6 protein-coding genes are annotated in these 25,830 nt (G+C 71.7%); all 6 read right to left on the bottom strand.

Features of this window, described 5'->3' with window-relative positions; translation table 11 throughout:
• Positions 1-66 precede the first annotated feature (66 nt).
• Complete coding sequence (locus ACR68M_RS26245) at positions 67-8,910, bottom strand: toxin glutamine deamidase domain-containing protein (RefSeq protein ID WP_441246582.1); 8,844 nt, start codon at positions 8,908-8,910, stop codon at positions 67-69.
• A 6-nt stretch (positions 8,911-8,916) separates the two neighbouring features.
• On the bottom strand, positions 8,917-10,449 hold the full coding sequence (locus ACR68M_RS26240) for a hypothetical protein (protein WP_441246581.1): 1,533 nt from the start codon (positions 10,447-10,449) through the stop codon (positions 8,917-8,919).
• A 59-nt stretch (positions 10,450-10,508) separates the two neighbouring features.
• Positions 10,509-12,512, bottom strand: coding sequence for a hypothetical protein (locus ACR68M_RS26235; RefSeq protein WP_441246580.1), 2,004 nt, complete (start codon positions 12,510-12,512; stop codon positions 10,509-10,511).
• A 124-nt stretch (positions 12,513-12,636) separates the two neighbouring features.
• Positions 12,637-13,185, bottom strand: coding sequence for a hypothetical protein (locus tag ACR68M_RS26230; RefSeq protein ID WP_441246579.1), 549 nt, complete (start codon positions 13,183-13,185; stop codon positions 12,637-12,639).
• A gap of 68 nt (positions 13,186-13,253) precedes the next feature.
• Positions 13,254-15,476, bottom strand: a complete 2,223-nt coding sequence (locus ACR68M_RS26225; protein WP_441246578.1) for a hypothetical protein — start codon at positions 15,474-15,476, stop codon at positions 13,254-13,256.
• Positions 15,477-15,911: 435 nt separating this feature from the next.
• Positions 15,912-25,826 (bottom strand): gamma-glutamyl-gamma-aminobutyrate hydrolase family protein, encoded by a 9,915-nt coding sequence (locus ACR68M_RS26220; protein WP_441246577.1) that lies wholly within the window; start codon positions 25,824-25,826, stop codon positions 15,912-15,914.
• Positions 25,827-25,830 lie beyond the last annotated feature (4 nt).

Raw genomic sequence — 25,830 nt, 5'->3', positions numbered from 1 at the left:
GGTCGGCCGCGTCTCGGAAGTGGATTCTACCCGGCGCGCAGGCCGGGTAGATGGGGAGAAATTGACTCAGGAGCCGCCCGAAAGGAGGTTGACTCCGAACTCCGCCAACACCGGGCCGCAATTTGCACAGGGAGGGAGGTAAGGAGCTCCCTGTGCTCCCGAGCTAGAGTCAACCGTGTAGACCGAAGTATCCAAAAGGATCGCCCTGGCCCGCGTCAGCGCAGCGGCCTTCCTGCTCCCCCCAGCGGAGTAATCTCCACGAATGCTCGGATCTATCTTGTCGAGCATCTCCGAAAGCATGGCAACTTCGGCGCATTTCCCATCCGTGTTCTCATTTCCGTTGGCATTTCTATCGTAGGAGTCAATGAGGATCGGATGCGCATTCGGGGCGGATCCCCTGCCCTCTATCCCCTTGGTACTGCTTGTGGTGGTCAGGGAATATTCAGGCACCGTCCGACGTTCTTCCACCATCGTCCGCATCGGCTGCCCCCAGCCAGTAGGCTTCGGCACCGCAGGATCCTCGGGCACCTTGAAGACCTTTACAGTATTTCCCTTGTAAAGTGCGGCACCCACACATCCGGGGCCCGTGGCCGTACTATTCGCCCACTTCTTCTTGACGTCCTGCGCCAATTTGCTGGCGGCGTCGACCGCCATCTGCTTGGCGGCCTCCGGGGTGGCTCCTGTCACGTCGACCGGCTCGAACCGGCAGTAGTACCCGCCTGGGCCCTTCCCCCCGCGTTGCGTCATCTGAAGCCTCTTCAGCTTGGCGTCGATTTCTCGACCAGCTGTCCCCTGCGAATCAAGCAGCGCTTGCCTCACCTCCTCGTCCCGCAGCGCCTTTTTCCGATCTTCCTCAAGGCCGGCCGGTTCGTCCGGGGCCTGGCGGCCCTCGGTGGGATGAGCGGCGTTCGGGTCGGTGGGGTGCACCGGGTTGCGGTCGGGGGTGAGGGGGATGGCGAAGACGCCGTGGTCGCCGTTGTGGAGCGGCTCGTGGCTTTTCAGTCCGCTCTGAGCGTCGAGGTAGACGACCTTGCCGTTGTGATTGACGGCGTTCCAGGCGTGCGAACGGCCGTCCCTGTCGGTGCTGATGATGACGGCCTGGGAGCCGTGGCCTTCGTCGAGCAACGTCTTGGACAGCTTGTCGTAGGCAGACCTGCCGTCCCCCAGGTCCTCGAACTTACCTCCGAGGGCCTGCTCGATCCGAACCCGGCCGCCGTGTTCGCCGTCCGGCGAGGAGTTACCGTGCGCGTCCAGATCCTGGGTGCGCGCGGCGGCGGGCGTGGGACGCCCACCGTAGGTGTCCACCAGTGCGAGTGCGGCGTCGGTGCAGTTGTTGTTGCGGCCGGGGGCGTCAGGCCCGTCGCCGTTGAGATTCTTGATCCAGTCACCGGCATTGGGGTCCGGATGCCGTTGCGGACTGCCGTCCGCGTTGTGGGGGACGGCGCCCTCGATCCGCTCGTGGTCCGAGTGCGAGGGCTCCTCAAGTCCGCCGGGGCCGCCGATCGGACGCTTCTCGGTGGCCATCGGGAGCGGCGTGCCGGCGTGCTCCGGTGTCTGCTGATGCGGCTGCGCTTCGTGCGGCTGCCCTTCGTGCGGCTGCCCTTCGTGCGGCTGCGGCGAGGTGTCGTGCTGGTGACCCACCGTCGGCACGTCGCGCTTCGGCTCGACCGGGATCTCGGGAGTGGCGTGCTCGCGAGTGTTGGACTCGTGCTGACGCTGCTCCGGGGTGCGGAAGTTGCTGCCCGAAGGCTCGGTGACGTGGTCACCAGCGCCCCGGCCACCGCCCGGCGTCGCCGGACGGGGTGCGGTCGGCTCCGGACGTGGTGCCGAGGGCGCCCCGGTATGGCCACCGCCGGTCGAGCCGTGGGACGCGGGGCCCGTCGAGGTCACTGGGCCGAACTGCGGCGGGATCTGTGCACCGCTGTTCGTCCGCGGGTCCGCACCCGCCGGAGGGGTATGAATGTCATCCGGGGCGCCGGTGAGGATGTCACCGGGGGTGCCGGCCGGGCGCGGCGCGGCGCTGGAGGCCGTGCGGGTGCCGTCGAGGTGGGTCTCCTCGGGCCCGGTGGACGGCAGATCCTCGTGAACGGGCTGGGGCGAGGCCTGCTGCTCGTGCGAGGGCTGCACCGAATCGGAGCCGCGCGGGGCATCACCACTGGGTCGGGCCGTGGCCGGACGGGCGACCGACGGGGCCAGCGACATGTCGCCGAGGCCCAGGTCCATGTCCTGCGAACCGAGCTGCTGCCTCTTGCGGTCCGGCTGTGAGCCCATCTGCGTGTCGCCGTCGCGGTCGGTGACGCCGTCGCTGACGTCCGCCATGGTGACGTCACGCTTCAGTCCGCCGACGCCTGTGCCGGCCTGGGGGTCCCGGATGGGCTTGGGCAGCGCCCCGTGCCCATCCGGGAGCGACCCCGGCATCCGGGCGGGGCGATTGCTGAACTCACCCGAGGAGGAGACCGGCAGCGCCGACGACTTGTCCTCCTGGATGTGCAGCTCGTCGCCGATGCTGGTGGCGCTGGGGCTCGCCTTCTTGTCCGTCGACGAGAGCACGTTCTCCATGTCACCCTGCGTCTTGGGAGCCATGATGTCGCGCAGCCCCTTCGGCGCCAGGCCGTGCTGCTCCAGGCTGTGCACGGCCTGGAGCAGGTCAGCGGTGTGCGAGGAGTACAGCGCCTCGCCCGGCAGCTGCCCGTGGGCGACCGCCGTCACCACCTCCGGATCGCGGACGAGGTGCGGGTCCAGGAAGTTCTGGATCCACTTGTTGACCGTCTCGTCGCCGAACCGCAGGTTCGAGGCGCTGTTGGACAGCTTGGCGGTGATGTCCTCGATCAGGCCGGGGACCTCCTCTACCTTGGCGGTCAGCGCGTGCTCGAACATCCCGGCCGGGTGGTTCTCTCCCGCCTTGGCGCGGGGGAAGGCGCCACCGTACTCCTTGCCGACCAGCTCGTGGTCGGCCACGGACCAGGCCACCCGGGCAGCTTCCTTCGGGTCCTTCGTGCCAGTCTGGCTGTTCAATGCCTCGTGATAAACGTCGTTCACCCGGTTTTTCGCCTCGGTGGCGATGGCAACGTCCCGCTGGGCGTCGGCGAGCTTCCCAGGCGCCTCCGCCAGCTTCTTCCGGGCGCTGACCAGTACGTCTGCCGCCTTCTTCTTGGCCTCCACGTCGGCGGCGGCCTTGGTGGATTCCGCCTTCTTCTCGGCGAGACCGAGGGCGGCTTCGGCGTCCGCGACCGCCTTGGGGGCGTCCGCCAATTCCTTCTGGCGCTTTGCCTCGTTCTTCGTCGCCTTGTTGAGGTCGTTGGTGGCTGCCTCGAGCTTCCGTTCGGGTCCCGCCGAATTGGCCACCTCGTGCAGCCGCTGGTTGACCTCCGCGTCTCGCAGCGCGGCACGGTCGCCCGGCAGCTTCGCCGCGAGCTGCTTGAGGTGGTCCGGGGTGACCGTGGGGTGGTCACTCCGCAGATCGTTGGCGTAGGCCTTCAGCTCGTTCGGGTTGGCGCCCGCCTTCTCGTAGCGGGCAGCCAGGTCATCCAGCTGGCCGGCCAGCCGCTTCCGGCTCGCGGGCGTGCTCTGCTGGCTGTTGTTGCCCTCCCTGGCCAGCGACGCCGCCGTGTCGTCCAACAGCCTCGGGCCGGTGACGCCGTTGACCAGGGCGAGGTCCTCGACCGCCTGCTTCTTGACCTTCTGCTCGACGTTGCCAATGGCGTCGTGCACTGCCTTGATCTGCGCCGGGTGGGCAGGGGCAGCGTGCATGTCGCCCACCGCCTTGGCCAGCGCGTCCAGCTCGGGCCTGGCCACCATGTCCAGGCCCGACCGGCCCAGTTGGTGCTCCAGCTCGGCATGGGCGTTGGCAGCGCTCTGGTGGTCGGCGACGCCTGCCTTGTCGAACGCCTTGCCCAGGTCGCGACCGTACGTGGTGCCCAGGTCCACCGTCGTCTCGTTGAAGTTGAGATCGCGGCGGACGGACGCCGCCTCCTCGTGCCCGCCCATCGCGAGCCGCTTGTCAGCCTCAGCACCGAACTTGCCGTAGATCCGGTGCCGGTCGGGCGCCATGTCGGTGACGAAGTCGCCGAACGCCTCGGACGCCGCCCCGTGGGCCTCCGGATCCATCGCGCGTGCCTTGAACACGGCCGCCGTCACGTACTTGTGCACCATGTAGTCGGCGATCACGTGGTTGCGGTTGATCTTCGCCTTGGCCAGCTCGCTCTTGTCGCCGCTCCGGACCACGAGCTTCTCGGCGTGCGGCTCCTGCGCCATCACACCGTGGTCGGAGTAGCCGAACGCCTTTCGGTAGCTGTCGTCCAGCTTCTTCCACGCCTCCCGCTCCAGCTTGGCCGTCTTCCCCGTCGGCTCGGACACCCCGCCCCTCCGCGGGCCACCCGCCGGGGCGGGCGGGGCGGGCGACCGCGGTGCCTTCTCGGCAGCCGCCAGGTCGTCCTCCCGCTGCTTGCGGTCGGCAGCCAACTCCTCACGGCGGAGCTTGAGGTCCGCGAGCCGGTCGTTGTAGACGCCGACCTTCTCCTTGTTCTTGAGGGCGGCGTCCTTGTGCGCCTCGGCCTGCTTCTGGAGCTCCGCGACCTCGGCCTCCTTGACCTTGATGCGCCTGATGGCCTCCGGCAGGATGCGGCGCTCCGCGTCCTGTCGTGCCCGTTCCCGGGCCGGCAGCTCCGGGCTGTTCGGCTGCGTCTTCTTCAGGTACTCGTGGTCGAAGATCGCCATCCGGTCCTGCTGCCCCTGGATGCGGCTCAGCGCGGCATCCGCGTGCACCTTTTCGGCTCCGAGCTGGGCCCTGTCCTTGGGGGAAAGGTCGGACCCGCGGAGGTCGGACTCCAGCTGGGCAGACTTGTCTTGGAGGCGCGTGGCCTCAGTGGTGAACTCCCTCTCGTTGCGGGAGAGCAGGTCCACGTGCATGCGCTTCTGCTGACGGTAGCTGCCCAGCATCGCGGCGGTGTCGGCGTCCTCCAGGTCGGCCCGGTCGTACTTCTCGATCTCGGTGCGGACCTTCTCGAACTCGTTCTTGGACTTGTCCGAGTCGCCGAGGAAGTCCTTGATCGTGTCGATGGTCTTCTTGCCGTCGATCTTGTGCGAGTAATCGCCGGCGTCCGCGTCCGGGTCCGCAGCCTTGGCGGGGTCCGCAGCCTTGACCGACGGCGCGAGTGAGAGATCGTCGTGGACCGGATCGGTCTCCGGTGACCGCTTCTCGTCGTGCGGCTGTGCCTGGTGCGGCTGCTCCTCGTGCGGGGCCGGGGTCTCGTGCGAGGCCGGGGTCTCGTGCGGCGCCCCTTCGGCCATCCGGAAGAAGTCGCCGACACCGGACACGGCCTCGATGTGGTCCACCGGGTTGGCGCGGCCGCCCGTGTGCGCGGCGAGCGGGTCCTTCCCGTACAGCTGCTCCATCAGCGGATGGAGGGCCTGCTCGTGCCCACCCGCCCAGTGGGCGCCGTTGTTGCGGTTCTCACCGGTCAGGAAGTCCCTGCCGTGGTTGGTCGACAGGTAGGAGTTGGTGGCCTGGGCGAAGTACTCCTCCCTGTCGGTGGAGCTGTAGTTGTCCTGCCGCACGCCGTCCACGGTCGGACGCGAACCGTCCGGCCACTGGACCGGGTTCTCGGGGTCGGTGTCCGGCCGCGCCTTCTTCTCGTTGAAAGCGTCGATGATGCCTTGCTTCTGGCCCTCCGAGAGCCCGTACTTCTGGATGGCGTGGGCGATTTCGTGCGTGGTGGTCGAGTACCCGTCCGGGTGGTTGGGGTCGCTGCCGATGCTGGTCTTCTCACCGAGCAGGTTCTCCTCGGTGATCATCACCTTCTTGTTGCCGGTCACGCCCCGGGCCTCGTCCAAGCCCCGGCCCTGGCCGGCATCGCCGTCCACGCCGCTGCCCTTGTACCGCTCGAAGCCCGGCATGTCGGTCATCCGGACGTCCTTCGGGACGACCACCACCTCGACGCCCTCGTTGAGCAGCCGCTCGGCCACATCGGGGTCGCGCAGCATCCGGGTCAGCTGCTGGTGCGCCTCGTGCCGCGCCGCACCGCCCTGCTCGGTCCGGGGGTCGACGTGCACCAGCAGGTGCGCGGCCGACTCGGCGAACTGGTCCGGCGTGGAGTTCCGGCGCAGATCGGCGACGAAGTCCTTGTCCGTCGCGAGCGAGCGCCGGTCCTCCGGCGTGAGGTTGCCGAGGGCGTGCAGACGCTCCTCCTGACCCATCGTCGGCACATCGCGCTTCGGCTCGACCGGCGTCTCGGGCGTGGTGTGCTCGCGGGTCGCGAACTCGTGCTGACGCTGCTCGCGCTCCTGCTGGCGCTGACGCTGCTCCTGCGTACGGAAGCGGCTGCCACCGGCCTCGGGCCGTGCCTCGGTGCGGGCCTCGGGTCGCGGCTGCGGCACCGAACTCTCGGGCCGGGGCGCTGCCCCCTCCGGACGTGGCGCGGGGCGGCTGCCCCCACCCGCACCGGCGGGGCCGGACCCGTGCACCGGGCCGAACTGCGGCGGGATGGGGGCCGGGCCGGTGTTGTTCGCCGGTGCGTCGCCGGCCGGGTGCACGGAGCCGTCCGGGGTGGCGGTGAAGTTGTCGCCAGGGGTGCCCGCCGGGCGCGGCGCGGCCGTCGTGGCCATACGGGTGCCGTCGAGGTGGGTGTTGCCGGCGCTCGGGGTGCCGCCGCCGGTGCTCAGGTGGGCGCCGCCAGGGATGTTCAGGTTGGGCACTGCAGAGTGGGCCGCCGGGGCAGGGCCGCCGCTGCCGCCACCGGCGGGGGCGTACGACGGCTCGTGCGGCGAGGGCTCGTGCGAGGACGACTGCGACGGGACCGACTCGTGGGGCTGGGGCTCGACCGAAGGGACACGGGGCGAGGGAGCCTCGCCTGTCATCGGCTCAAGCGGGGTCTCGCGGGCGGGCTCGCTCGGGACACGCGGGGACGGCTCTTCACCGACCCGCCCAGACGGCTCCTCATGCGGCAACGGCTCAACCGACGGCGAATGCGGACGCGGCGTCTCGCCCGTCATCGGCTCAAGCGGGGTCTCGCGGGCGGGCTCACTCGGGACACGCGGGGACGGCTCTTCACCGACCCGCCCAGACGGCTCCTCATGCGGCAACGGCTCAACCGACGGCGAATGCGGACGCGGCGTCTCGCCCGTCATCGGCTCAAGCGGGGTCTCGCGGGCGGGCTCACTCGGGACACGCGGGGACGGCTCTTCACCGACCCGCCCAGACGGCTCCTCATGCGGCAACGGCTCAACCGACGGCGAATGCGGACGCGGCGTCTCGCCCGTCATCGGCTCAAGCGGGGTCTCGCGGGCGGGCTCGCTCGGCACACGCGGAGACGGCTCCTCACCGACCCGCCCAGACGGCTCCTCATGCGGCAACGGCTCAACCGACGGCGAATGCGGACGCGGCGTCTCGCCCGTCATCGGCTCAAGCGGGGTCTCCCGCGCAGGCTCACTCGGCGTCTGATGCGCTGGCGCCTCATGGAACTGCGGCTTGGCCGCTGCGTTCTCGTGCGGCTGGCTGCTGCTGCCCTCGGTCGGGCGCGGGGTGTCGGCGGAGGTCCGGGACTCGTGGGTGACCGGCGCCGGGGCCTCGTCGAGGTGGGAGGAAGAGGACTCGTGGGCCGACGGGCGGCCTGAGCCTGAGCCCGAACCCGACCCGGAGTCCGCATGGGAGCTGGAGCCGGAGCCGGACGGGCGGTCGGAACCGAACGGGGCCAGGCTGGGTCGGCCAGAGCCCTCGCCCGAGGAGGAGGACGAGCTCTCCGGGCCGTGGTATGTGCTGTTGTCGCTGCTCCCGGAGCGCGAGGAGGACGGCGGGCCGTCCTGGCGGCCGCCGGAGCCGGAGGGGACCGGGTCACCGATGCCGCTGCCCGAGCCCGAGGAGGAGGACGGCGGGCCGTCCTGACGGCCACCGGAGCCGGACGGGACCGGGTCACCGATGCCCCCCTCCGAAGAGGAGGACGACGGCGGACCGTCCTGACGGCCACCCGAACCGTGCTCCGTCGGAGCGCCGATGCCACCCTCCGGGGCGAACTTCGGCGGGCCGTTGAAGTGTTCGCGGGCCGCGGCTGCGCCTGCGTGCAGGCCAGGGCCAGCGCCGCCGCTCAGGCCGGAGCCGAGCAGGGTGCTGGTGTCCACCTTGCCGGTCAGGGCGAACTGGGTGAAGGCGTCCGTACCGACGCCGGTCGCCGCGCCGTGCGCCATCTTGCCGGGGAGCGACTCCATCGCGCCCTTGGGCAGGAGCTTTCCGCCCGCCGCGCCGAGCCCCTTGCCCAGGACGTGGCCTGCGGCGCCGCTGATGGCACCGCCCTTGACGGCGTCGCCGAGCTCCTTCGTGTCGATGCTCTTGCGGTGCCCCTCGGCGAGCTCGATGCTCTGAGCCAGCAGGTTGATGGCGCCCATCTGGATGCCCATCTTGAGGGCATGCATCACGGCTTCCTGCGCGAGCTTCTTCAAGGCAGCCATGACCGCCGTACGCCCGGTGGTGATGGCAACCGGGATCTCCAGCAACGAGGCACCGGCCGTGGGGATGGACGCCGCCTCGGCTGTGGCGATCTCGAAAGCCAGGATGCCGAGTTGGGCGATGATCGTGATCTTGGCCGTCTCGGCCGAGTTGGCCATGCTCTCCAGCATGTCGCCCATGCCACGGCAAGCCTGGATGGTGCCGGGGAAGTAGCCAGGGTCCTGCTCGGTGCCCTTACCGGTGGTGAACTGCGCCCAGTGGGTGGCCAGCGCCTCGGCGGCGCCGCCCTTCTGACCGTCCAGCGCGTTCTTCATCGCACTGTCGGCGGCCTGGGCGGCGTGCTCGACGCCGTCCGCGGTCTTGCGCCAGTGGTCGGCCATTTCGCGCAGCTGGCCTTCGTCCTGCTCAGGCCAACGGCAACCGGCAAGCAGGAGCAGGACCCACTGAAGGGGCTCGGGGAGTTCGGTAGCCATCGTGGATCAGTGCTTTCCGGTAGTGGGGCGCGGGTTGGAGGGCACGTGGATGGAGGGTGCCGTGTAGGCCGGGGGCGGGGTCGCGCCGATCTGACCGCCGCCGCCGGCTCCACCGCCGGCAGCTCCGCCGCCTTCCCCGGAGCCGAAGCCCCCGGTCGCGAAGCCCTCGGAGTTGTCGTAGCCGTCGGCCATGCTCTTGAGGCCGCTGGCCACGTTCTCCAGCGCGCCGGCGAGGCTCTTCACACCCGCCTGGCTGTCCTTGCTGTACTTCAGGTAGCCCTTCTCGCCCTCGGCGAACTTCTTACCGCCCTCGTCCTTCCCCCACGGAGCGTTCGACTCCATGCTGGTGAGGAACGACGTGAGGCTGGTGGCCAGTTCGGAGATCTGCTCCATCGCGGACATGATCGGGTTGACCGCAGCCCGGTACTGACCGGCGTCGACCTGGAAGCCCTGCCCTGCGCCACCGCCGCTCCCGCCCTGGGGCTGGGAGTTCAGGGCGGCTCCCTGCTGCTTCGGCACCGCCGACTCCGCCGCAGGAGTCGTCCCCGTGGGGTTCAACGGCGTTGCGGGGGTGGCTTTGCCCTCCTCCAGCGGCGTGCCGTGTTCCTTCGGCACTCCCGCCTCCGACTGGGGAGTCAGCGGCATCGCCGGCATCGCCTCGCTCGCCTGAAGCGGCGTTCCCTGCTCCTTCGGCACCGCCGCCACCGACTGGGGAGTCAGCGGCATCGCCTGCATCGCCTCGCTCGCCTGAAGCGGCGTGCCGTGCTCCTTCGGCACCGCCGCCACGAACTGCGGCGAGACCGTCTGAGCAGGGATCACGTCACCGTCGAGCGGCACACCCTGGACCGTCCCGATCCGCGGCGCCACATGCGCCGGGGTCACGTCGTCGCCGAGCAGACCCCCCATCCGTGGCTCGAACCTGGCCGACTGCGCAGGCGTGTACTCGGGCGAGTCCGTAAAGCTCCGCGGCGTGAATGCCTCCTGCGCAGGCATGGACCGAGGCGACTCCTCCTTCAGCTGCATCTGCGGCGAGTACGCCTCCTGCGCAGGCATGTAGTCCGACCGCGGCGCGGACACCTGCTGCGCGGGCGTGTACTCGGACGAGTCCGTAAAGCTCCGCGGCGTGAATGCCTCCTGCGCCGGCATGGACCGAGGCGACTCCTCCTTCAGCTGCATCTGCGGCGAGTACGCCTCCTGCGCAGGCATGTAGTCCGACCGCGGCATGGACACCTGCTGCGCGGGCGTGTACTCGGACGAGTCCGGGAAACTCCGCGGCGTCGACACCTCGTGCGCAGGCGTGAACTCCGGCTCCGATCGCGCCGCAAACACCTCGTGCGCAGGCGTGAACTCCGGCTCCGACCGCGCCACATACGCCTCGTGCACCGGCGTGTACTCCGACGACTCCGGGAAACTCCGCGGCGTCGAAACCTCGTGCACGGCGGTGTACTCGGGCGACTCCACCGGCTCGCGCTCGATCAGGCGCTCGTGGGCTGGTGTCTCGAATGCGGCGAACTCGTCGCCTGGGCGGTTGGCGGCCATGGGAAGTCCTCGTTCAGTGCGAAAGGGGGCGTGCGGGTCTCAGGAGGAGCGAGCGGCCGTCAGGCGCCGCCCCCGGTGGCGAGCCGCGCGAGGGCGGCCCGCAGGAACGGGCTGGGCACCTGGTACCCGCCCTCCTCGAGGATCGGGGCCGGGGCGGCCGGTGCGGCCGGGGCCGTGCCGCCGGAGGCGGCCGAGGAGGTGGTGCCGGAAGCGGCCTCGTCGGGCCGCCCGCGCCGCGCGGACACCGACCGTGCCCGGTCGAGGTACGCCTCGTCGTCCCCACCCGAGCCCGAACCAGAACCCGAACCCGAACCCGAGCCCGAGCCCGAGCCCGAGTCGGACGACACCGTGCCGCCCGCCGAGCCCGAAGCCGACGTCGTGGTGGCCCCGGAGTCGGCGCCGTCGGCCGTCCCCTCGGCTGCCTCGTCGGGCGTGCCGAGCATTGCCCCGGCGAGCTGCGCGACGAGCGGGTTCTCGGCGCCGGTCGCGGGTGCGGCCTCCTCCTCGACGGGGGCGGCCGAGGCTTCGGTCGTGCGGGCCTCGTCCATCCAGCGCTGCCGCATCCGGTGCCACTGCTGGTCGCGGGGCTGGGCCTCGGTGGCCTGGCCGATCACGCCGCGGTCGGTGGCCAGCGGGTCGAGGTCCTCCTCGCCGTCCGTGCCGAAGCGAGTCGGGCGGACGAACTTGTTGCCACCCTTACCGCCGCTCTTTCCGCCGCCGCCGCGCCCGCCCATGCCGCTGGGGGCGTGCATGCCCGCCGCGCCGGGCCGCCCGGCCGCCGAACCGGCTGCGCCGCCGCCGACGGCAGTGCCCGAGCGGGCGCCGAGCCGTGCGGCGGCCGAACTGGCGCCGGCCAGGCTGCCGGCCCCACCGGCCGCGCCCGAGAGCGAGCCTCCGAGCGCGCCGCCGAGGCCACCGGCCCCGAGACCGCCCAGACCCATGCCACCACCGGCGCCACCACCACCACCGCCCAGGCCGCCGCCGAGGCCGCCCATCCCGCCACCGGCACCGCCGCCGCCGAACGGGCTCAGCCCGCCGCCCGCGCCACCCATGCTCGGGTCGAAGCCGTCCAGACCGGCCAGGTTGAGGCTCGGGGGCTTGGTCCCGACGCTGCCGAAGAACGGCTTGCCGTCGGGGCCCATCCCGGTGCCGAAGTCCGGCATGCCCACCTTGGGCGGGGTGTACGGCGTCAGCTTCGGCTGGTTGAACTTGGGCATGTGCGCGCCCGCGCCGCCGCCGATGTCGGGCGCCTTGGCCGAGGGCATGTGCGGCATCTTGGGCGCGCCGTGACCGCCCGCGCCACCGCCCGCGCCACCACCGGCACCGCCACCAGCGCCACCACCGGCACCGCCACCAGCGCCACCGCCGGCACCGCCGGCACCATCACCACCGGCACCGGCCCCGGCCCCGTCACCACCCGCGCCGGAGCCGGGCGGCGGAGCACTGTCCAGACCCAGGCCGTTGGGGCCGGTGCCGCCGGGGCCGCTGCCACCACCCGCGCCGGTCAGCGCGCAGGACTTCCCGGAGCCCGTCATCGCCTCGACGTGCCCGGCGCTCGTACGCAGCATCGTGTCGACGCCGGAGCCGACCTGGCCGACATACGTGTGGTACGTCTGGGCGGCCTCCTTGATACCCGCGGACTGGGCGATGTCGTCCTTCTTGCCCGCCGGGTTCTGCTCCATGTACGTCTTCGCGTACGTGAGTTCGCGCACCATCTCGGTCTTGGTGGCGGCCACGGCCTGGGCGGAGCCGTGCATGTTGACGGCCATCGCCTGGCCTGCGATCAGGGTGGTGGCGGCGTGCGAGTCGTCCCGGCCCGCGTACTTCTGGAGGTACTGCTCGAACTGGTCGGCGGCGGGGCCCGACATGTGCTCCATCGCCTGCTTGGCCGCGCCGATGATGGCCTGGATGCGGCTCTCCGCCACAGAGTTCCAGGCGTCCCAGGCCCTGGCGAGGTCGGCCAGCACGTCCTCGTTGCCGTTGGGGAAGACGATGTCCGTGCCGTTCTCGTTCTTCTGAACGGTTTTGAGCACCTCGGCGAGGTCGGACGGCAGCTCGATCATGATGACGAGTCACTTTCTCGGACGGACTGCCGGGTGTCTGCGGGGACGGCTCGGCAGTCGACGGCGACGCGGGATCACCAGGCGACAGGGGGGTACGGGGGCAGGCCGGACGGCCAGGGATCGGTCAGGTTTCGAGCGGGTGGCGTCCGCCACCCACCGGGGGCCGGTCGACCGGCGGCGGCTTCGGCGGGTTGTAGTCCAGCTTCGGCGGGGGCGGCGGGGTGAAGTCCGGCGTCTGCGGCGGAGTTGCCGGGGTCGCCGGAACGCCGACGGTCACGGCGGGGGTGATGGTCCCCGTCCTCGTGGCGCCGGGCGTCTGCGGGGTGCCGTTGTCCTTGAGGATGCCGTGCAGCTCGGTGGCCTGCTCGTCGTCGTTGCTGCGGTGCGTGTCGACGATGTGCTGCAGGTTCTGCGCCATCACCGTCGTGTTGGCGATGTAGGCGCGGATACCGGCGAGCACCTGGTCCTGGTGCTCGCCCACGCCGCCGACGGAGGAGGTGCCGCCGGTCAGCGACTTGCCGAGCAGGTCGGTGCCGTAGACCGACTTCTGCACCTGCTTGACCACCGCTTCGAGGCGGTTGGCAGGCTCCTCCAGGTCGGCGAGCATGTTGTGGATCAACTTGGAGGCCGCCTCGACCTCTGCGAAGTCGATACGGAACGACGAACTGGCCACGCGCACTTCCCCCTTGGACGATTGACAGACAGAAAGTCAGACTGACGGGCGCTACCGGACGGGCAGCGTCAGAGCAGGGTCGACCCGTTGGCGCCGACCACGTGCAGCCCGGCCTCGCCGAAGGCGATGGCCAGCGGGGTGCGGTCCAGCGCGGCCTCGTTGAGCAGCGAGCCGCTCGCCAGGTGCCAGAGCCGCAGCGTCGAGGCCTCGTCACCGGCGGCGAGCAGCACCTCACCGTCGAGGTCCTGGACGGCCAGTGCCCGCACGGCGCTTCCGCCGCCGGCGAGGGTGGCTGTCCGGCTGCCGTCGACGACGCTGAAGACCAGCACGGTGCCGTCGGCGGTTCCGGCGATCACGACGGGCTTTCCGGTCAGCATGCCGAAGCTGAGCGTCTCGGCCGGCGCCGGGAGGCCGTCGAGCACGGGCCCGGCGACACCGCTGGTGGCGTCCCAGAGGCGTACGGTGCGCTCGGCCCCGGCGGTGGCGAGCAGGCGGTGGCCCTCGATCACGCCGAGGGTCATGGCCGTCACGCCCTGCGGGTGGGCGGAGATCTGGAGCAGCGGCGTGCCGTCGAGGGCCTGCCGGATGCGGACGGTGCCGTCGAGCCCGGCGGAGGCGAGCACCGCCGGTGCGCCGGTGGGGAGTTGGGCGGCGAAGTCGAGGGCGCTGACCGGGCCGGTGTGCGGGGTGGGCACCGAGAGCTGGGTGCCGTCGGCGAGGGCGTGGCAGCGGACGGCGCCGGCGGCGGTGCCGCAGACCAGCACCGAGCCCGCGATCGCGAGCGAGGTGACGGGGCCGCCGTCGGCGCCGAGGCGGTAGACGTCGGCGCGGGTGGCGGCGTCCAGCACCGTGACGGTGCCGTCGGCGTGGCCGGTGACGAGCGCCGGGCGGCCGCCGATCTCGGTGACGAGCAGTGCGTTGACGGCGGAGCCGAGCTCGTGGGTGCCGAGCGGGCTGCCGGTGGCGGGCTGCCAGAGGGCGATCCGGCCCTGCTCGTCGCCGGTCACCACGACGGCGGTGCCGTTGAGCTCCAGGGCGGCGACGGCGGTGAGCCAGGCGGTGCCGGCGGGCCAGCCGTGCAGGGCGGCGCCGTCGTAGACGTCCCAGGTGCGACAGGTGCCGTCGAGCGCGGTGGAGGCCAGCACCGGGCGGCCGTCGAGTTCGAGGAAGGCCAGGCCGGTGATGGTGGCGGAGTGTCCGGTGAGGGTGGCGACCGGCTGGCCGGTGGCGAGGTCCCAGAGCCGGATGTCGCCGTCGAGCCCGGCGGAGGCGAGCAGCGCCTGGTCGCCGAGGCTGAGCACGGCGAGGGTGGTGACGCGCTCGCGGTGGCCGACCAGCAGGTGCAGGCGCTCGCCGGAGGAGACGTCCCAGACCCGGACGATGGCGTCGTCCCCGGCGGCGGCCAGCAGGTGCAGCTCGGCACAGTGCGCGTAGCAGAGTGCCGCCGCGCCCTTCCCGGCGACGTCGAGCAGGCCGAGCGGGCGGCCGTCGTCGGCACGCCAGGCGCGGACCTCGCCCTGGACGCCGCCGGAGAAGGCCAGCTCCACGCCCTGGACGACCCCGGCCGCGACGACCTGGCTGCCCTCGCCGCCCGTGGTGCCGTGCAGCTGGACGCCGCTGACGGCGTCCCAGACCTGGACGGAGCCGTCCTCGGCGCCGACGGCGAACAGCTCCTTCTCGCCGGCCACGCCGAGCGCGACGGCGGTGGGCAGCAGCCCGGCTGCGGGGCCGGAGCTGCCCAGCGACTCCTGGGTGCCGAGGTCGGCGATCCCGTAGCCCTGGCCGGTCTCGGCGATGGCGTAGACCGGGCGGCCCTCGAGGGCGCCGATGACGGCCTTGGCCTGCGGGGTGTCGGGGGTCAGCTCGGGGCTGCCGAACCTGGCTGCCACACCGGCCAACTGCCCGACCCTGGCCGGGTCGAGGGCGAGCTCGGCGAGCTCGTCCAGCAGCCGGGCGGCCTCGGGCAGCGGCGCTGACGTGCCGTCCGCCCAGACCGTGTCGCCGCCGGGCAGCAGGCCGGTGACGTACAGGCGGCGGGTGGCCTCCGCGGGCGCGGCGGTCAGGCCGGGCCCGGCCGCGCGGACGGCGGCGAGCACCCGCACCACGAGTGCGGCATCGGCGCGGCCCTGACGCTGAGTGTGTCCGGCGGCGTCGAGCCGCTCGACCCGCAGGGCGCCGTCGGCGCCGAGCAGCAGCTCCGTACGACTGCCCGGCAGCGCCTCACCACCGAGGCTCAGCCGGATCCCCGGGGCCTTGGCCCCCCCTGACTGCTGCTCGTCCGTGCCCGACATGCCGGCCCCCTCCTTCGCTCGGTGCCCGAGCGGCTACCTGCTCTGCCCTTTCGGGCAGAGGAATTGTCCATGCGGGAAGACGCGGAGTCAGGTCGGGTACGAATACCATTCCCCGCGCATTGCCGAATACGTTCTGCCGAGCGGGTGCGGCCTTCCGCCTCCCCGTCGGCAAACCTGGCATCAGTGCAGTTCATCGGCCATGAGCTTGCCGTGCACCGCACCGTGCAGCGTATACGTGCGCGAGGTGCGGAACAGACCCGGGTGAGAACCCGGACGCCGGAATCCGATGAGAGCTCCGACAACCTGGGACGGGCATATTAGCCGTTGTCGGTTACGCGTCGGTACACGGCGGTCGCGGTTGAGCGAATCGGCCCAGGGCGGGAAAACAGACCGGGCCGCCGGTGTGTGCACCGACGGCCCGGAGGTGAGCGGAGGTCAGAGACCCTGCTCCCGCAGGAAGGTGTCCAGCCACTCCATCTCCTGGTGCCGGGTGATCAGCTCCGTGATCGTGCGGCCGTTCCGCTCGACGTCGCCCGCGATCTTCTTGGCCGCCGCCTGGTCCGCGCCGACGGCGAGGGCCGCGTCCATCGCCGCGCCGAAGGCCACGTCGTCCTTGAGCCCGTTCAGCCGGCCCAGGAAGTCGGCGTCCGACCGGCGGGCCCGGACGGCCTCGGCGGCGTCGAGCAGCTCCTGCCGGCTGCTCGCCGCGCGGAGCTGCGCCATGTCCTGGTCCACGCCGTCCCGCATGGTCCGGGCCAGCGCCTCCAGGGCCGTCCGGCGCTCGCCCTGCGGCAGCCTGCCGACCAGGTCGACGATGTCGCGGTGCGAGGTCTTCTCCCAGTCGAACTTGGCCTTCAGACTCAGCACCAGACCGGTCTTCTGCTCCTCCGTCAGCGGGGCGAAGTCGATCGGACGGCTCTGGGTCCGCTCCACGACCGTGCTGCCGTCCGGCCCGTCGGCGGGTCCGCTCATCTCCTGGCTGACGACGTGCCACGGCTGGCCCGGCCCGCTGCGCCACAGGAAGTTGGTGACGTCGAAGCTCCGGCCCTGCTCCAGGTGCGTCTGCCGGGCGTACTCCTGGTCGCCGAACCAGTCCGAGACCGCGTTGTCGCGGATGAACCGCTCCATGGCGGGCTGGAAGGACTTGGGCGACTGGAAGTGCGTGGCGGTGAAGGGCTGGTGGACGTCGCTCCCGCCGCTGATGACGAACGCGCAGCCGTTCATCGCGGGCGTGACGACCAGGTCCGGGGCGTCCGGGCCGCCGACCAGCGCGCTGCCGACGCCCTCGGCATTCGGCTGCCCCGCGTGGTAGGGCACCAGCGAGGGCCGCAGGTAGGCGCCGTCGGGCATCCCGAGCCCCTGGATCGCCGCCAGCTGCTCCGGGCCGAGCCGCAGGTACTCGGCCAGGTGCGGGGAGTCCTGGAGGTACTTCTCCACGGCAGGCGTCATCTGGAAGGCGGTCCGGTCCGGGGTCTCCCGGCCCTGGTCCGGGGTCAGGACGTACCAGTGCGTGGTCGGCCGGGGCTCGGGCCCCTCCCGGCCCTCGATCCACTTCAGCAGCATCGGGATCTGGTTCTCGTCCAACTGCCCCTCGTGCCGGGCCCGCAGGCCCCGCACCGGGTCGGAGGAGATCATCCGGTCCTGGAGCGTCGCCACCGGGTCCTGGTGCAGGTCATGCACCAGCGCGGCGTGCTCAGCGGGCGGGAGCGGCGGCAGCGCACCGAACTCGGGGGCGTCCGCACCGAACATGTCGGGGTCGTGCTCGCCGCCCGGGACGTGCTCCTCCGCCGGGCCCGCGGTCGCGGCCCAGACGTGGTCACCGTTGCCGAAGCGCGGCGGGATGGGCTGCTCCTCCAGTGTCCGGACCGAACCGGTGGAGGGGTCGGCCCAGCGCAGGACGCCGTCCTCACCGTGGATCAGGGCCAGCGCGTGGCCCTCGCTCCCGCGCCTGCCGAGCAGCACGGTCGAGAAGGTGCCCGGACCGCCTTCGCGGACCTGGCGGACCAGGGCCTCGATGCCCGTCCGGCCGTCGCCGAAGGAGCGCGGGGCCTCGGCGCGCTTCAGCAGCGTCCAGGCGGCATCGGTCTCGGGACGCCCCGTCAGCGGGACGTCCGACGGGCGCGGACGCCCGTAGTGGGTGTCGCGCAGCGCGTCGGTGGCCTCCAGGCAGCTGTGCAGACTGCTGCCGTCGAGGCTGCGCCCGTGCGGGTTGACGGCCTGGAGCAGCTCGGGGGTGGGCTTCGGGAACCGCTCCCCGCCGGTGGCCTGCCGGACGGCGTCCTGCTGCTCCGCCGTCGGCGGCCGCAGCCCCCGGCTCTCGCGGACCGCCGGGGAGTCCTCGTACGCGCGGGTGCGCGGGCGCTTGACCTCCGGCCGGGGCTCGGCCACGGCGTGCTCGTCGCCGTCCGTGGGCGGCTCCTCGTCGCGCCCGCGCTTGCGGCCGCCCGTGGGCGGTACGTGTCCGATGTCCTCCGGAGCGTGGTCGGCGGGCCGCACCGGGCCGGGCTGGAAGTCCGGGCCCGGCGGCGGGGGTGAGGGCTCGTCCTCGTACGGGTCGGCCCGGTCGAGGATCTCCTTGATGGCGGCCGGGTCCGGCCGCTGGTTGCCGGCCTTCTCGAACCAGTCGGCGAGCTTTCCGGCGACGGCGCCGGTGTGCCGCTGGTTCTCCGGCAGGCTGGTGAGCACGTAGTCCGCGACGGACTGCACGACCTCCTCGTGGAAGGCCCCGACGCTCATGCCCTCGACCGCGGGGTAGCCCTTGAGCACCATGTTGGCCTTGTCCCAGGTCTCCAGCACCCCCTGGTCGTCGCCGGGTTGCCGGGGCGCGCCCTGGTCCTCCACCCGCTGACGGACGTTCAGCCGCTCCTGGCCGCCCCAGTGAGCCGGGCCGTCCGGCGTGAACTCCTCGGTGCGGTCCTGGAAGAGCCGGTCCGTGCCGGCGCTCAGCCCCGGTTCGAAGCCGCCGATCCAGTGGCCGCCGTCCTTCAGCGCGCCGCCGATCGAGCCGACCACCTCGGCGTGGGTCGGCTTCCAGTCACCGAACCAGGAGTCCTTCTCCATCAGGAAGTCGAACTTCTTGTCCGCGCCGCTGCCGTGCAGGAACTCGTCGTACGTCTGGGCGTGGTAGCGCACGTCCATGACCGAGTTGCCCTCGGCGTCCCTGACCGAGAAGTGGGTGCCGTCGGTGCCGATCGGCTCGGCGGTGACGGTGTGGCCCGGGGCGTACTTCTCCAGCTTCTCCCGGACGACACTGCCGGTGGACTCCAGGAACTGCGTCCGGTCCGACACGTTCGGGTCGGTCGAGACGATGGTCAGATCCTTGGTGCCGGTGGTGAAGAGCGCGTGCTCGATGTCGGCGTCCCCACCTAGGTAGAGCAGCGAACCACCGCCGTGCTCACCCTGCGCCAGGCCCTCGTTCAGCCGGACCAGCGGCTCGTTACGGCCCTGCATGCTCGCGCCCATGGCCCAGCGTCCCAGCTCACGCGGCTCCACCCAGGACGGGTGCGAGCCGAGCTGACGGTCCACCTCGGGCGTGCGCTCACCGCTGCCGAACAGGTACTTGACCGTGTCCGCCGACGCACCGTTCTGCATCGCGTTCACCAGATCGCCGGTGCCGTCCGAGTGCAGCTCATGGCCAAGGTGCGCGCTCAGCACCTCGTCGAAGCCACCACCGTTCGCCAACGCCTCGCGCACCCGGTCGGGCGCACCCGCGTCGGGGGCGGGGAACTTCTGCTCCAGCCGCTCCTGCAGCGCGTCCGGCGCGTTGTGCAGGTCGAGCCCGGCCTTCTCCAACGCCTTCTGGTCACCCGCCCGCGAGATGTCCCCCTCGGTGGGCGGCGGCGGGGACGGCAGGTCCTCGTCGTGCGGGGTGGGCGGCGGTGGCGAGGGCTCGTCGTCGTGCCCGCCGGTGTCCGACCGGAGCCCGGGATGCTCCACGGCGCCGTAGTCCTGGGGCTCGAACGTCGACTTGAAGTCCTCCACCATGTTCTGGCGGCGGCGGTAGCTCTGACCGGCCTGGGTCATCGCCTCGAAGATGGCGTCCGCCTGGCGGCCCTGCTCCCTCTCCTGTTGGTACAAGGGGTCCTCCGGGTGCCGCGCCTCGATGCCGTTGCGGCCCTGCATACCCGGCAGATTGCCCTCGGGGTGCCACTGGATGCCCACGACCGGGGCACCGTGCCGCCCCTCGAACGCCTCGACCGAGGCGGACTCGGTGCCGCTGGCGCGGGCCGAGATCACCAGCGGGGAATTCCCCTCCCCACTGGTCAGGAGGCCCTGCTCCTCCAGCACGGCGGCCCAGTGGGTGCTGTTCACCTGGGACACGACCGGGGCACCCGAGGGGTCCTTGGGCCCGCCGTGGTTGATCACACCGTGCAGGAGCGTCCCCGGCTCGGTGGTCATGCCGTGCCGCAGGTTCCAGCCATCGGCCTGGTGCTGATCCATCTCCGACTTCGGGAAGGTGCCCATGGTGGCGCCGTAACTCTCGCCGAGCCGCCAGGACCCGCCGCAGACGGCCAGGATCGGCATGCCGGTCTTGCGTGCGTGGTCGATCAGCTTCAGCTCGTACGAGGCACGCTGCTGGTGCTCGTCGTACACCCGACGGGCCTTCTCCGCCTCCTTGGCGACCTTCGTGCTCTCGGCTTCGTTCTTCTTCAGCTCGCCAGGGATGGCCGCGAGGCGGTTGCGCTCCTTCTTGTTGAAGGTCTCCCGAGGCTCACCCTCGCCCTGCTGCTCGACCCGCGCCTTCTTCGCCGTCAGGTCGGACTGCAGCTGCTCCAGGCGCTCCTTGTCGCTCCGCAGCTCCGTCAGCCTGTCCTCCAGCGGGACGGGATTGACGACCCGCTTGTGGTCCTTCAGCTTCGGCTCGTCCTTCGGCTCCAGCTGGCGGTCGTTCGCGTTCGCCGCACCGGGGATGTAGAGCAGGTCCTTGTCCTGGAGGTGCGCGGCCGGGTCATCGAGCCGGGCGGGCGGCGAGGCGGCGCTGCCCTCCGAGTTCGGCGGCAGACTGTCCTGCTCGATGCGGGGCAGGCCCGGCTTGTCGGGCTGCCCGGCAGCGGGCTCCCGGCCCTCTGCCACCAACTGTTCCGACGGCTTGGCACCCTCCCAGGACGCCTTGTCGTGGGAGACGTAGGCACCGCCGGGGTTACCCCGCGAGAAGCCGTCGGTCCGGTACGAGATGCCGACCTGTACGGGGTCACCCTGGGGGCGGTTGTTGAGGAAGTCCGTGACCTTCCTGACCTTCTCCTCGTCCGGGAGGATCCGGCCGGTATCGGGGTCGGTCCGGCGCTCCCCCGCCGAGGGCGGCGGCGGGGCGGGCTGCTCCTCGGGCACGCGGACGGGGTTGTCCCGGCCGAGGGAGTCCTTGCGGGTGGGCGGCGGCGGGGCGGGCTCGTTGAAGTCGTCGGCGCCGTCCAGCACGCGTCGGACGGCGTCCGGGTCGGGGGTGAACCCGTCGGTGCGGCCGCCGGCCCACTCCATGATCTTGTCGCGGAGTGCCGCCGAGTCCGGCGGGCCGTCGGGCAGGTACTCGGCCATGTCGCGGAACTCCTGGACCACCTCCAGGAAGCGGTCCTGGCCGACCCGGTCGCCCTCGTGGAAGTCCCCCACGATGTACGAGAGTTTGTCCCAGCCGTGGTTGGGCTCCTGCTGGCCGCCGTGCACGAACTCGTCCGCCGGCGCATCGGTGCGCTGACGCAGGTGCAGCGGCTCGCCACCGCTCCAGTTGCCGCCCTGGAGCTCGGTGGGGTGGTTGCCGAAGGGCGCGTCGGGGTGGCCGGGGCGCGGCGGGCCGTCCAGCTCGGGCAGGCTCGTCCCGCTGATCCAGTAGCCGTTCTCGTCCACGTGCGGGGCGAGGTCCTGGATCAGGGCGCCGTTGTCGTGGTCCTTCCAGTCCTTGAGCCAGGAGTCCTTGTCCATCAGGAAGCCGAACTTCTCGTCCGGGTGCGCGCCGAGGTACTCGCTGTAGTCCTGGTTGTGCACGCGCACGTCCAGCACGGACTTCCCGTCCGGCCCGGTCACCGAGTAGTGGTCGACCCCGGACTCGTCCGTCCGCAGGGTCACCTCGTGACCGGGGGCCGCGTACTTCTCCAGGCTGGCCTTGAGTGCGTCCTGAGAACCCTTCAGCTCCTCCGCCGGGGTCTTCGAGACGAAGGTGAAGTCCTTGGCGCCGGTGGTCATCAGCGGGTGCTCGACGTCTGCACCCGCCCCGAGGTAGAGCAGCCTGTTCCCGGCTTCGAGGTTCAGCTCGTTGAGGCCCAGGATGGTCTGGTACTTGTCCTTCACCGGCAGCGTCACCAACCACTTGCCGAACTCGCGGCGGTCCGTCCACTCCGGCGGGTTGCCGAGGTCCTTGATGACCTCCGGGCCGTGCTCGCCGCTGCCGAACAGGTACTTGAGCGTCTCGGGGGACGCCTCGTTGTTCACCGCCCAGACCAGCTCACCGGTGCCCTCCGAGTGCACCTCGTGATCGAGGTACGCACTGAGCACCTCGTCGAAGCCGTGCTCACGGCCGTCGCCCAGCAGCTCCTCGGCCCGCTGGTGACCGGCAGGGTCGTTGCCGAGCCGCTGGTCGAGCCGGGCGACCAGCCGCTCCGGGGTGTCCATGCCGTTCTTCGCCAGCGCCTCGTGCTCCATGCTGACCGCCTGCGGCGGGGGCGAAGGCTGCTCCTCCGCACCCGGCTCGCGCTGCGACTGCCCGTGCTCGGGCTGCCCGTGCTCAGGCTGCTCGTGCGGCGGGACGGGCGTCTCGTGAGCCGGGGTGTCGTGGGCCTGGCCCTCGGCCATGCGGAAGAAGTCGCCGACGCCGGAGACGGCTTCGGTGTGGTCCACCGGGTTGGCGCGGCCGCCGGTGTGCACGGCGAGCGGGTCCGAGCCGTACAGGTGATCCAGCAGGGGCTTGAGGGTCTGCTCGTGCTGACCTGCCCAGTGGGAGCCGTTGTTCCGGTCCTGACCGGTCAGCGGGTCGCTGCCGTGGTTGGTCGACAGGTGCGCGTTGGTGGCCTGCGCGAAGTACTCGAACTCGTCGGTGGAGCTGTAGTTCTCCCTGTCCCGGCCGCTCGTGTCGCGGCGCGTACCGTCCGCCCACTCGGCGGTACGGTCCGCGTCACCCGCGCGCTTCTGCTCGAACGACTGGTGGACCTGCTGCTTCTGCTCCGGCGAGAGCCCGAACTTGTGGACCGCGTGGGCGAATTCGTGCGTGGTGGTCGAGTACCCGTCCGCATAGTTGCCACCCTTGCCGATCGTGGTCTTCTCGCCGAGCAGGTTCTCCTCGGTGATCGCGACCTTGCGCCCGCCCGAACCCCGGACGTCGTCCCAGGTCCGGCCATGACCGGAGTCGCCGCCCAGGCCACGGCCCTTGAGGTTCCCGAAGGCCGGCACGTCGGTCATCCGGACGTCCTTGGGGACGACCACGACCTCGACCCCGTTGGTGAGCAGCCGCTCCGCGACCTCCGGGTTGCGCAGCAGCCGGGCCAGCTGCTGCTGGGCCTCGTGCCGCGCGGCACCGCCCTGCTCGGTCCGGGGGTCGACCTGCACCAGCAGGTGCGCGGCCGACTCGGCGAACTCGTCCGGCGTGGAGTTCCGGCGCAGCTCGGCGACGAACTCCTTGTCGGTCGCGAGACTCCGCCGGCCCTCGGGCGTGAGGTTGCCGATGGTGTGCAGACGCTCCTCCTGACCCATCGTCGGCACATCGCGCTTCGGCTCGACCGGCGTCTCGGGCGTGCTGGGTTCGCGGGTGACGAACTCGTGCTGACGCTGCTCGCGCTCCTGCTGGCGCTGGCGCTGCTCCTGCGTACGGAAGCGACTGCCGCCTGGCTCAGTGCGCGGCTCGGTGTGGGCCTCCGGGCGTGGTTGCGGGACCGAACTCTCAGGGCGCGGCGCTGCCTCCGGCCGGGGAGCCGTCCGGCTGCCGCCGCCGCCCGTACCGACCGGGCCGGTCGAGTGCACCGGGCCGAACTGCGGTGGAACCGACACCTGACCGGCCGAACCTGCGGGGGTGGCCGGGGCGTCGGCGGCCGGCGGCACCACGTTGTCGGGGACGGGGTTCTGGTGGTCGGCGGGCGCGGCGGCCTGACGCGGCGGGGCGGCGACCGGGCGAGCGGCGTCGATGTGCGTCGTACCGAGGCTCGGCATGGCGCCGCCGTTGCCCAGATGGGCACCACCGGGCAGGTTCAGGTTCGGCGTCGAACCGGTGTGCCCGCCACCGGCGGTGGCACCGGACGGCTCGTAACCCGGTGACCCGGTCTCATGTCCGGCCGTCGGCTGGAACTGCGCAACGGTCTCACCACTCACCGGGCGCTCGGCCACCGGCTCCCGCATCGGCGGGACGTCATGCGAGGCAACCGGCTCAGGCGCACGCTCCTGCGGAACCACCGTCTCACCACGGACCGGCTGCTCAACCGCCGGCTCCGGAGTCGACAGACCGTCACGAGCAGCAACCGGCTCGGGCGCACGCTCCTGCGGCACCACCGTCTCACCACGGACCGGCTGTTCAACCGCCGGCTCCCCCATCGGCGGAACATCATGCGAGCCGGCCGGCTCAGGCGCAGCCTCCCGTACGAACTGCGGCGAGTCACCCGACGGCCGCTCAGCCACCGGCTCCGGGGTCGACAGGCCGTCACGAACGGCAACCGGCTCCGACACAGGAGCCTCATGCGGCACGACCGTCTCACCACGGACCGGCTGTTCAACCGCCGGCTCCCCCATCGGCGGAACATCATGCGAGCCGGCCGGCTCAGGCGCAGCCTCCCGTACGAACTGCGGCGAGTCACCCGACGGCCGCTCAGCCACCGGCTCCGGGGTCGACAGGCCGTCACGAACGGCAACCGGCTCCGACACAGGAGCCTCATGCGGCACGACCGTCTCACCACGAACCGGCTGCTCGATCACCGGCTCCCGCGCCGGCGGGACGTCATGCGAGGCAACCGGCTCAGGCGCAGCCTCCCGTACGAACTGCGGCGAGTCACCCGACGGCCGCTCAGCCACCGGCTCCGGGGTCGACAGGCCGTCACGAACGGCAACCGGCTCCGACACAGGAGCCTCGTGCGGCAGCGCGCCGCCACCCAGCGGCCGGTCACCCACCGGCCCCGGCGCGGGAGCCTCGTGCGGCAGCGGGGCTGCGCTGCCGGTGTTCTCGGACGGCCGGTTCGCGCCCAGGCCCGAACCGCCGCCGCCTGCGCCGGGCTCGGCGCCGGACGGGCGGTCGGAGCCGAACGGTGTCAGGCCGCCGGAGCTGCCCTTCTCGGACGACGACCCGTCAGGCCCGTGGTAGGTGCTGCGGTCCGAGGCAGACGAGCCGGACGAGCCGACCGCGCCGGACGCCGAGCCCTCGTCCGGGCGGCTGCCCGACCCGGCCCCGGCGAGGTCGGGGCCCGCACCGTGTTGGGTGGACGACGCCGGGCCGCCCTCGCCCGCCGTCGCCGAGCCACCGATCTCGGTGTGCGGCGGGGCGAACTTCGGCGGGCCGTTGAAGTGGTCGCGAAGGCCCTTGGCCCCCGCGTGCAGGCCGACACCCGCGCCACCGGAGAGACCGGACCCGAGCAGGCTGTGGGGATCCACCTTGCCGGTCATCGCCAGTTGGGTCAGCACGTCGGTGCCGACACCGGTCGCCGCGCCGTGGACCACCTTGCCGCCGAGCGACTCCATCGCGCCCTTCGGCAGCACCTTGCCACCGACCGCGCCGAGCTCCTTGCCGAGCTGGTTGCCGATCGCACCGGAGATCGCACCGCCCTCGACCGCCTGGCCGAGCTCCTTGACGTCGATGCTCTTGCGGTGGCCCTCCGCGAGCTCGATGGTCTGCGCCATCAGGTTGATGGCGCCCATCTGGACGCCCATCTTGATCGCGTGCTTGAGGGCCTCCTGGAGCAGCTTCTTCAGGATCACCGTGACGGCCTCGCGCCCGATGGCGATCGCGGCCGGGATCTCCAGCAGCGAGGCACCCGCCGTGAACGGGGCCTCAGCCTCTGCGGTCGCGATCTCGAAGGCCAGGATGCCCAGCTGCGCGATGATCTGGATCTTCGCGGTCTCGGCCGAGTTGGCCATGCCCTCCAGCATGTCGCCCATGCCACGGCAGGCCTGGATGGTGCCGGGGAAGTAGCCAGGGTCCTGCTCGGTGCCCTTGCCGGTGGTGAACTGCGCCCAGTGCTTGCCCAGCGCCTCGGCGGCGTTGCCCTGCTGGCCGTCCAGGGCCCGCTGGACGGCACTGTCGGAGGACCTGGCGGCGTGCTCCAGGTCGTCGGCGGCCTTGCGCCACTCTGCCGCCATGTCCCGCAGCTCGCCCTCGTCGGCTTCGGGCCAACGGGTACCGGCGAGCAGCAGCAGGATCCACTGAAGGGGCTCGGGAAGTTCGACAGCCATGGCG

The organism is Kitasatospora sp. McL0602 (genome assembly GCF_052076145.1).
In the GTDB taxonomy this organism is placed as follows: Bacteria; Actinomycetota; Actinomycetes; order Streptomycetales; family Streptomycetaceae; genus Kitasatospora.
Note: the sequence above shows the minus strand (reverse complement) of the source record. Positions and strands in the feature narration are given on the sequence as shown.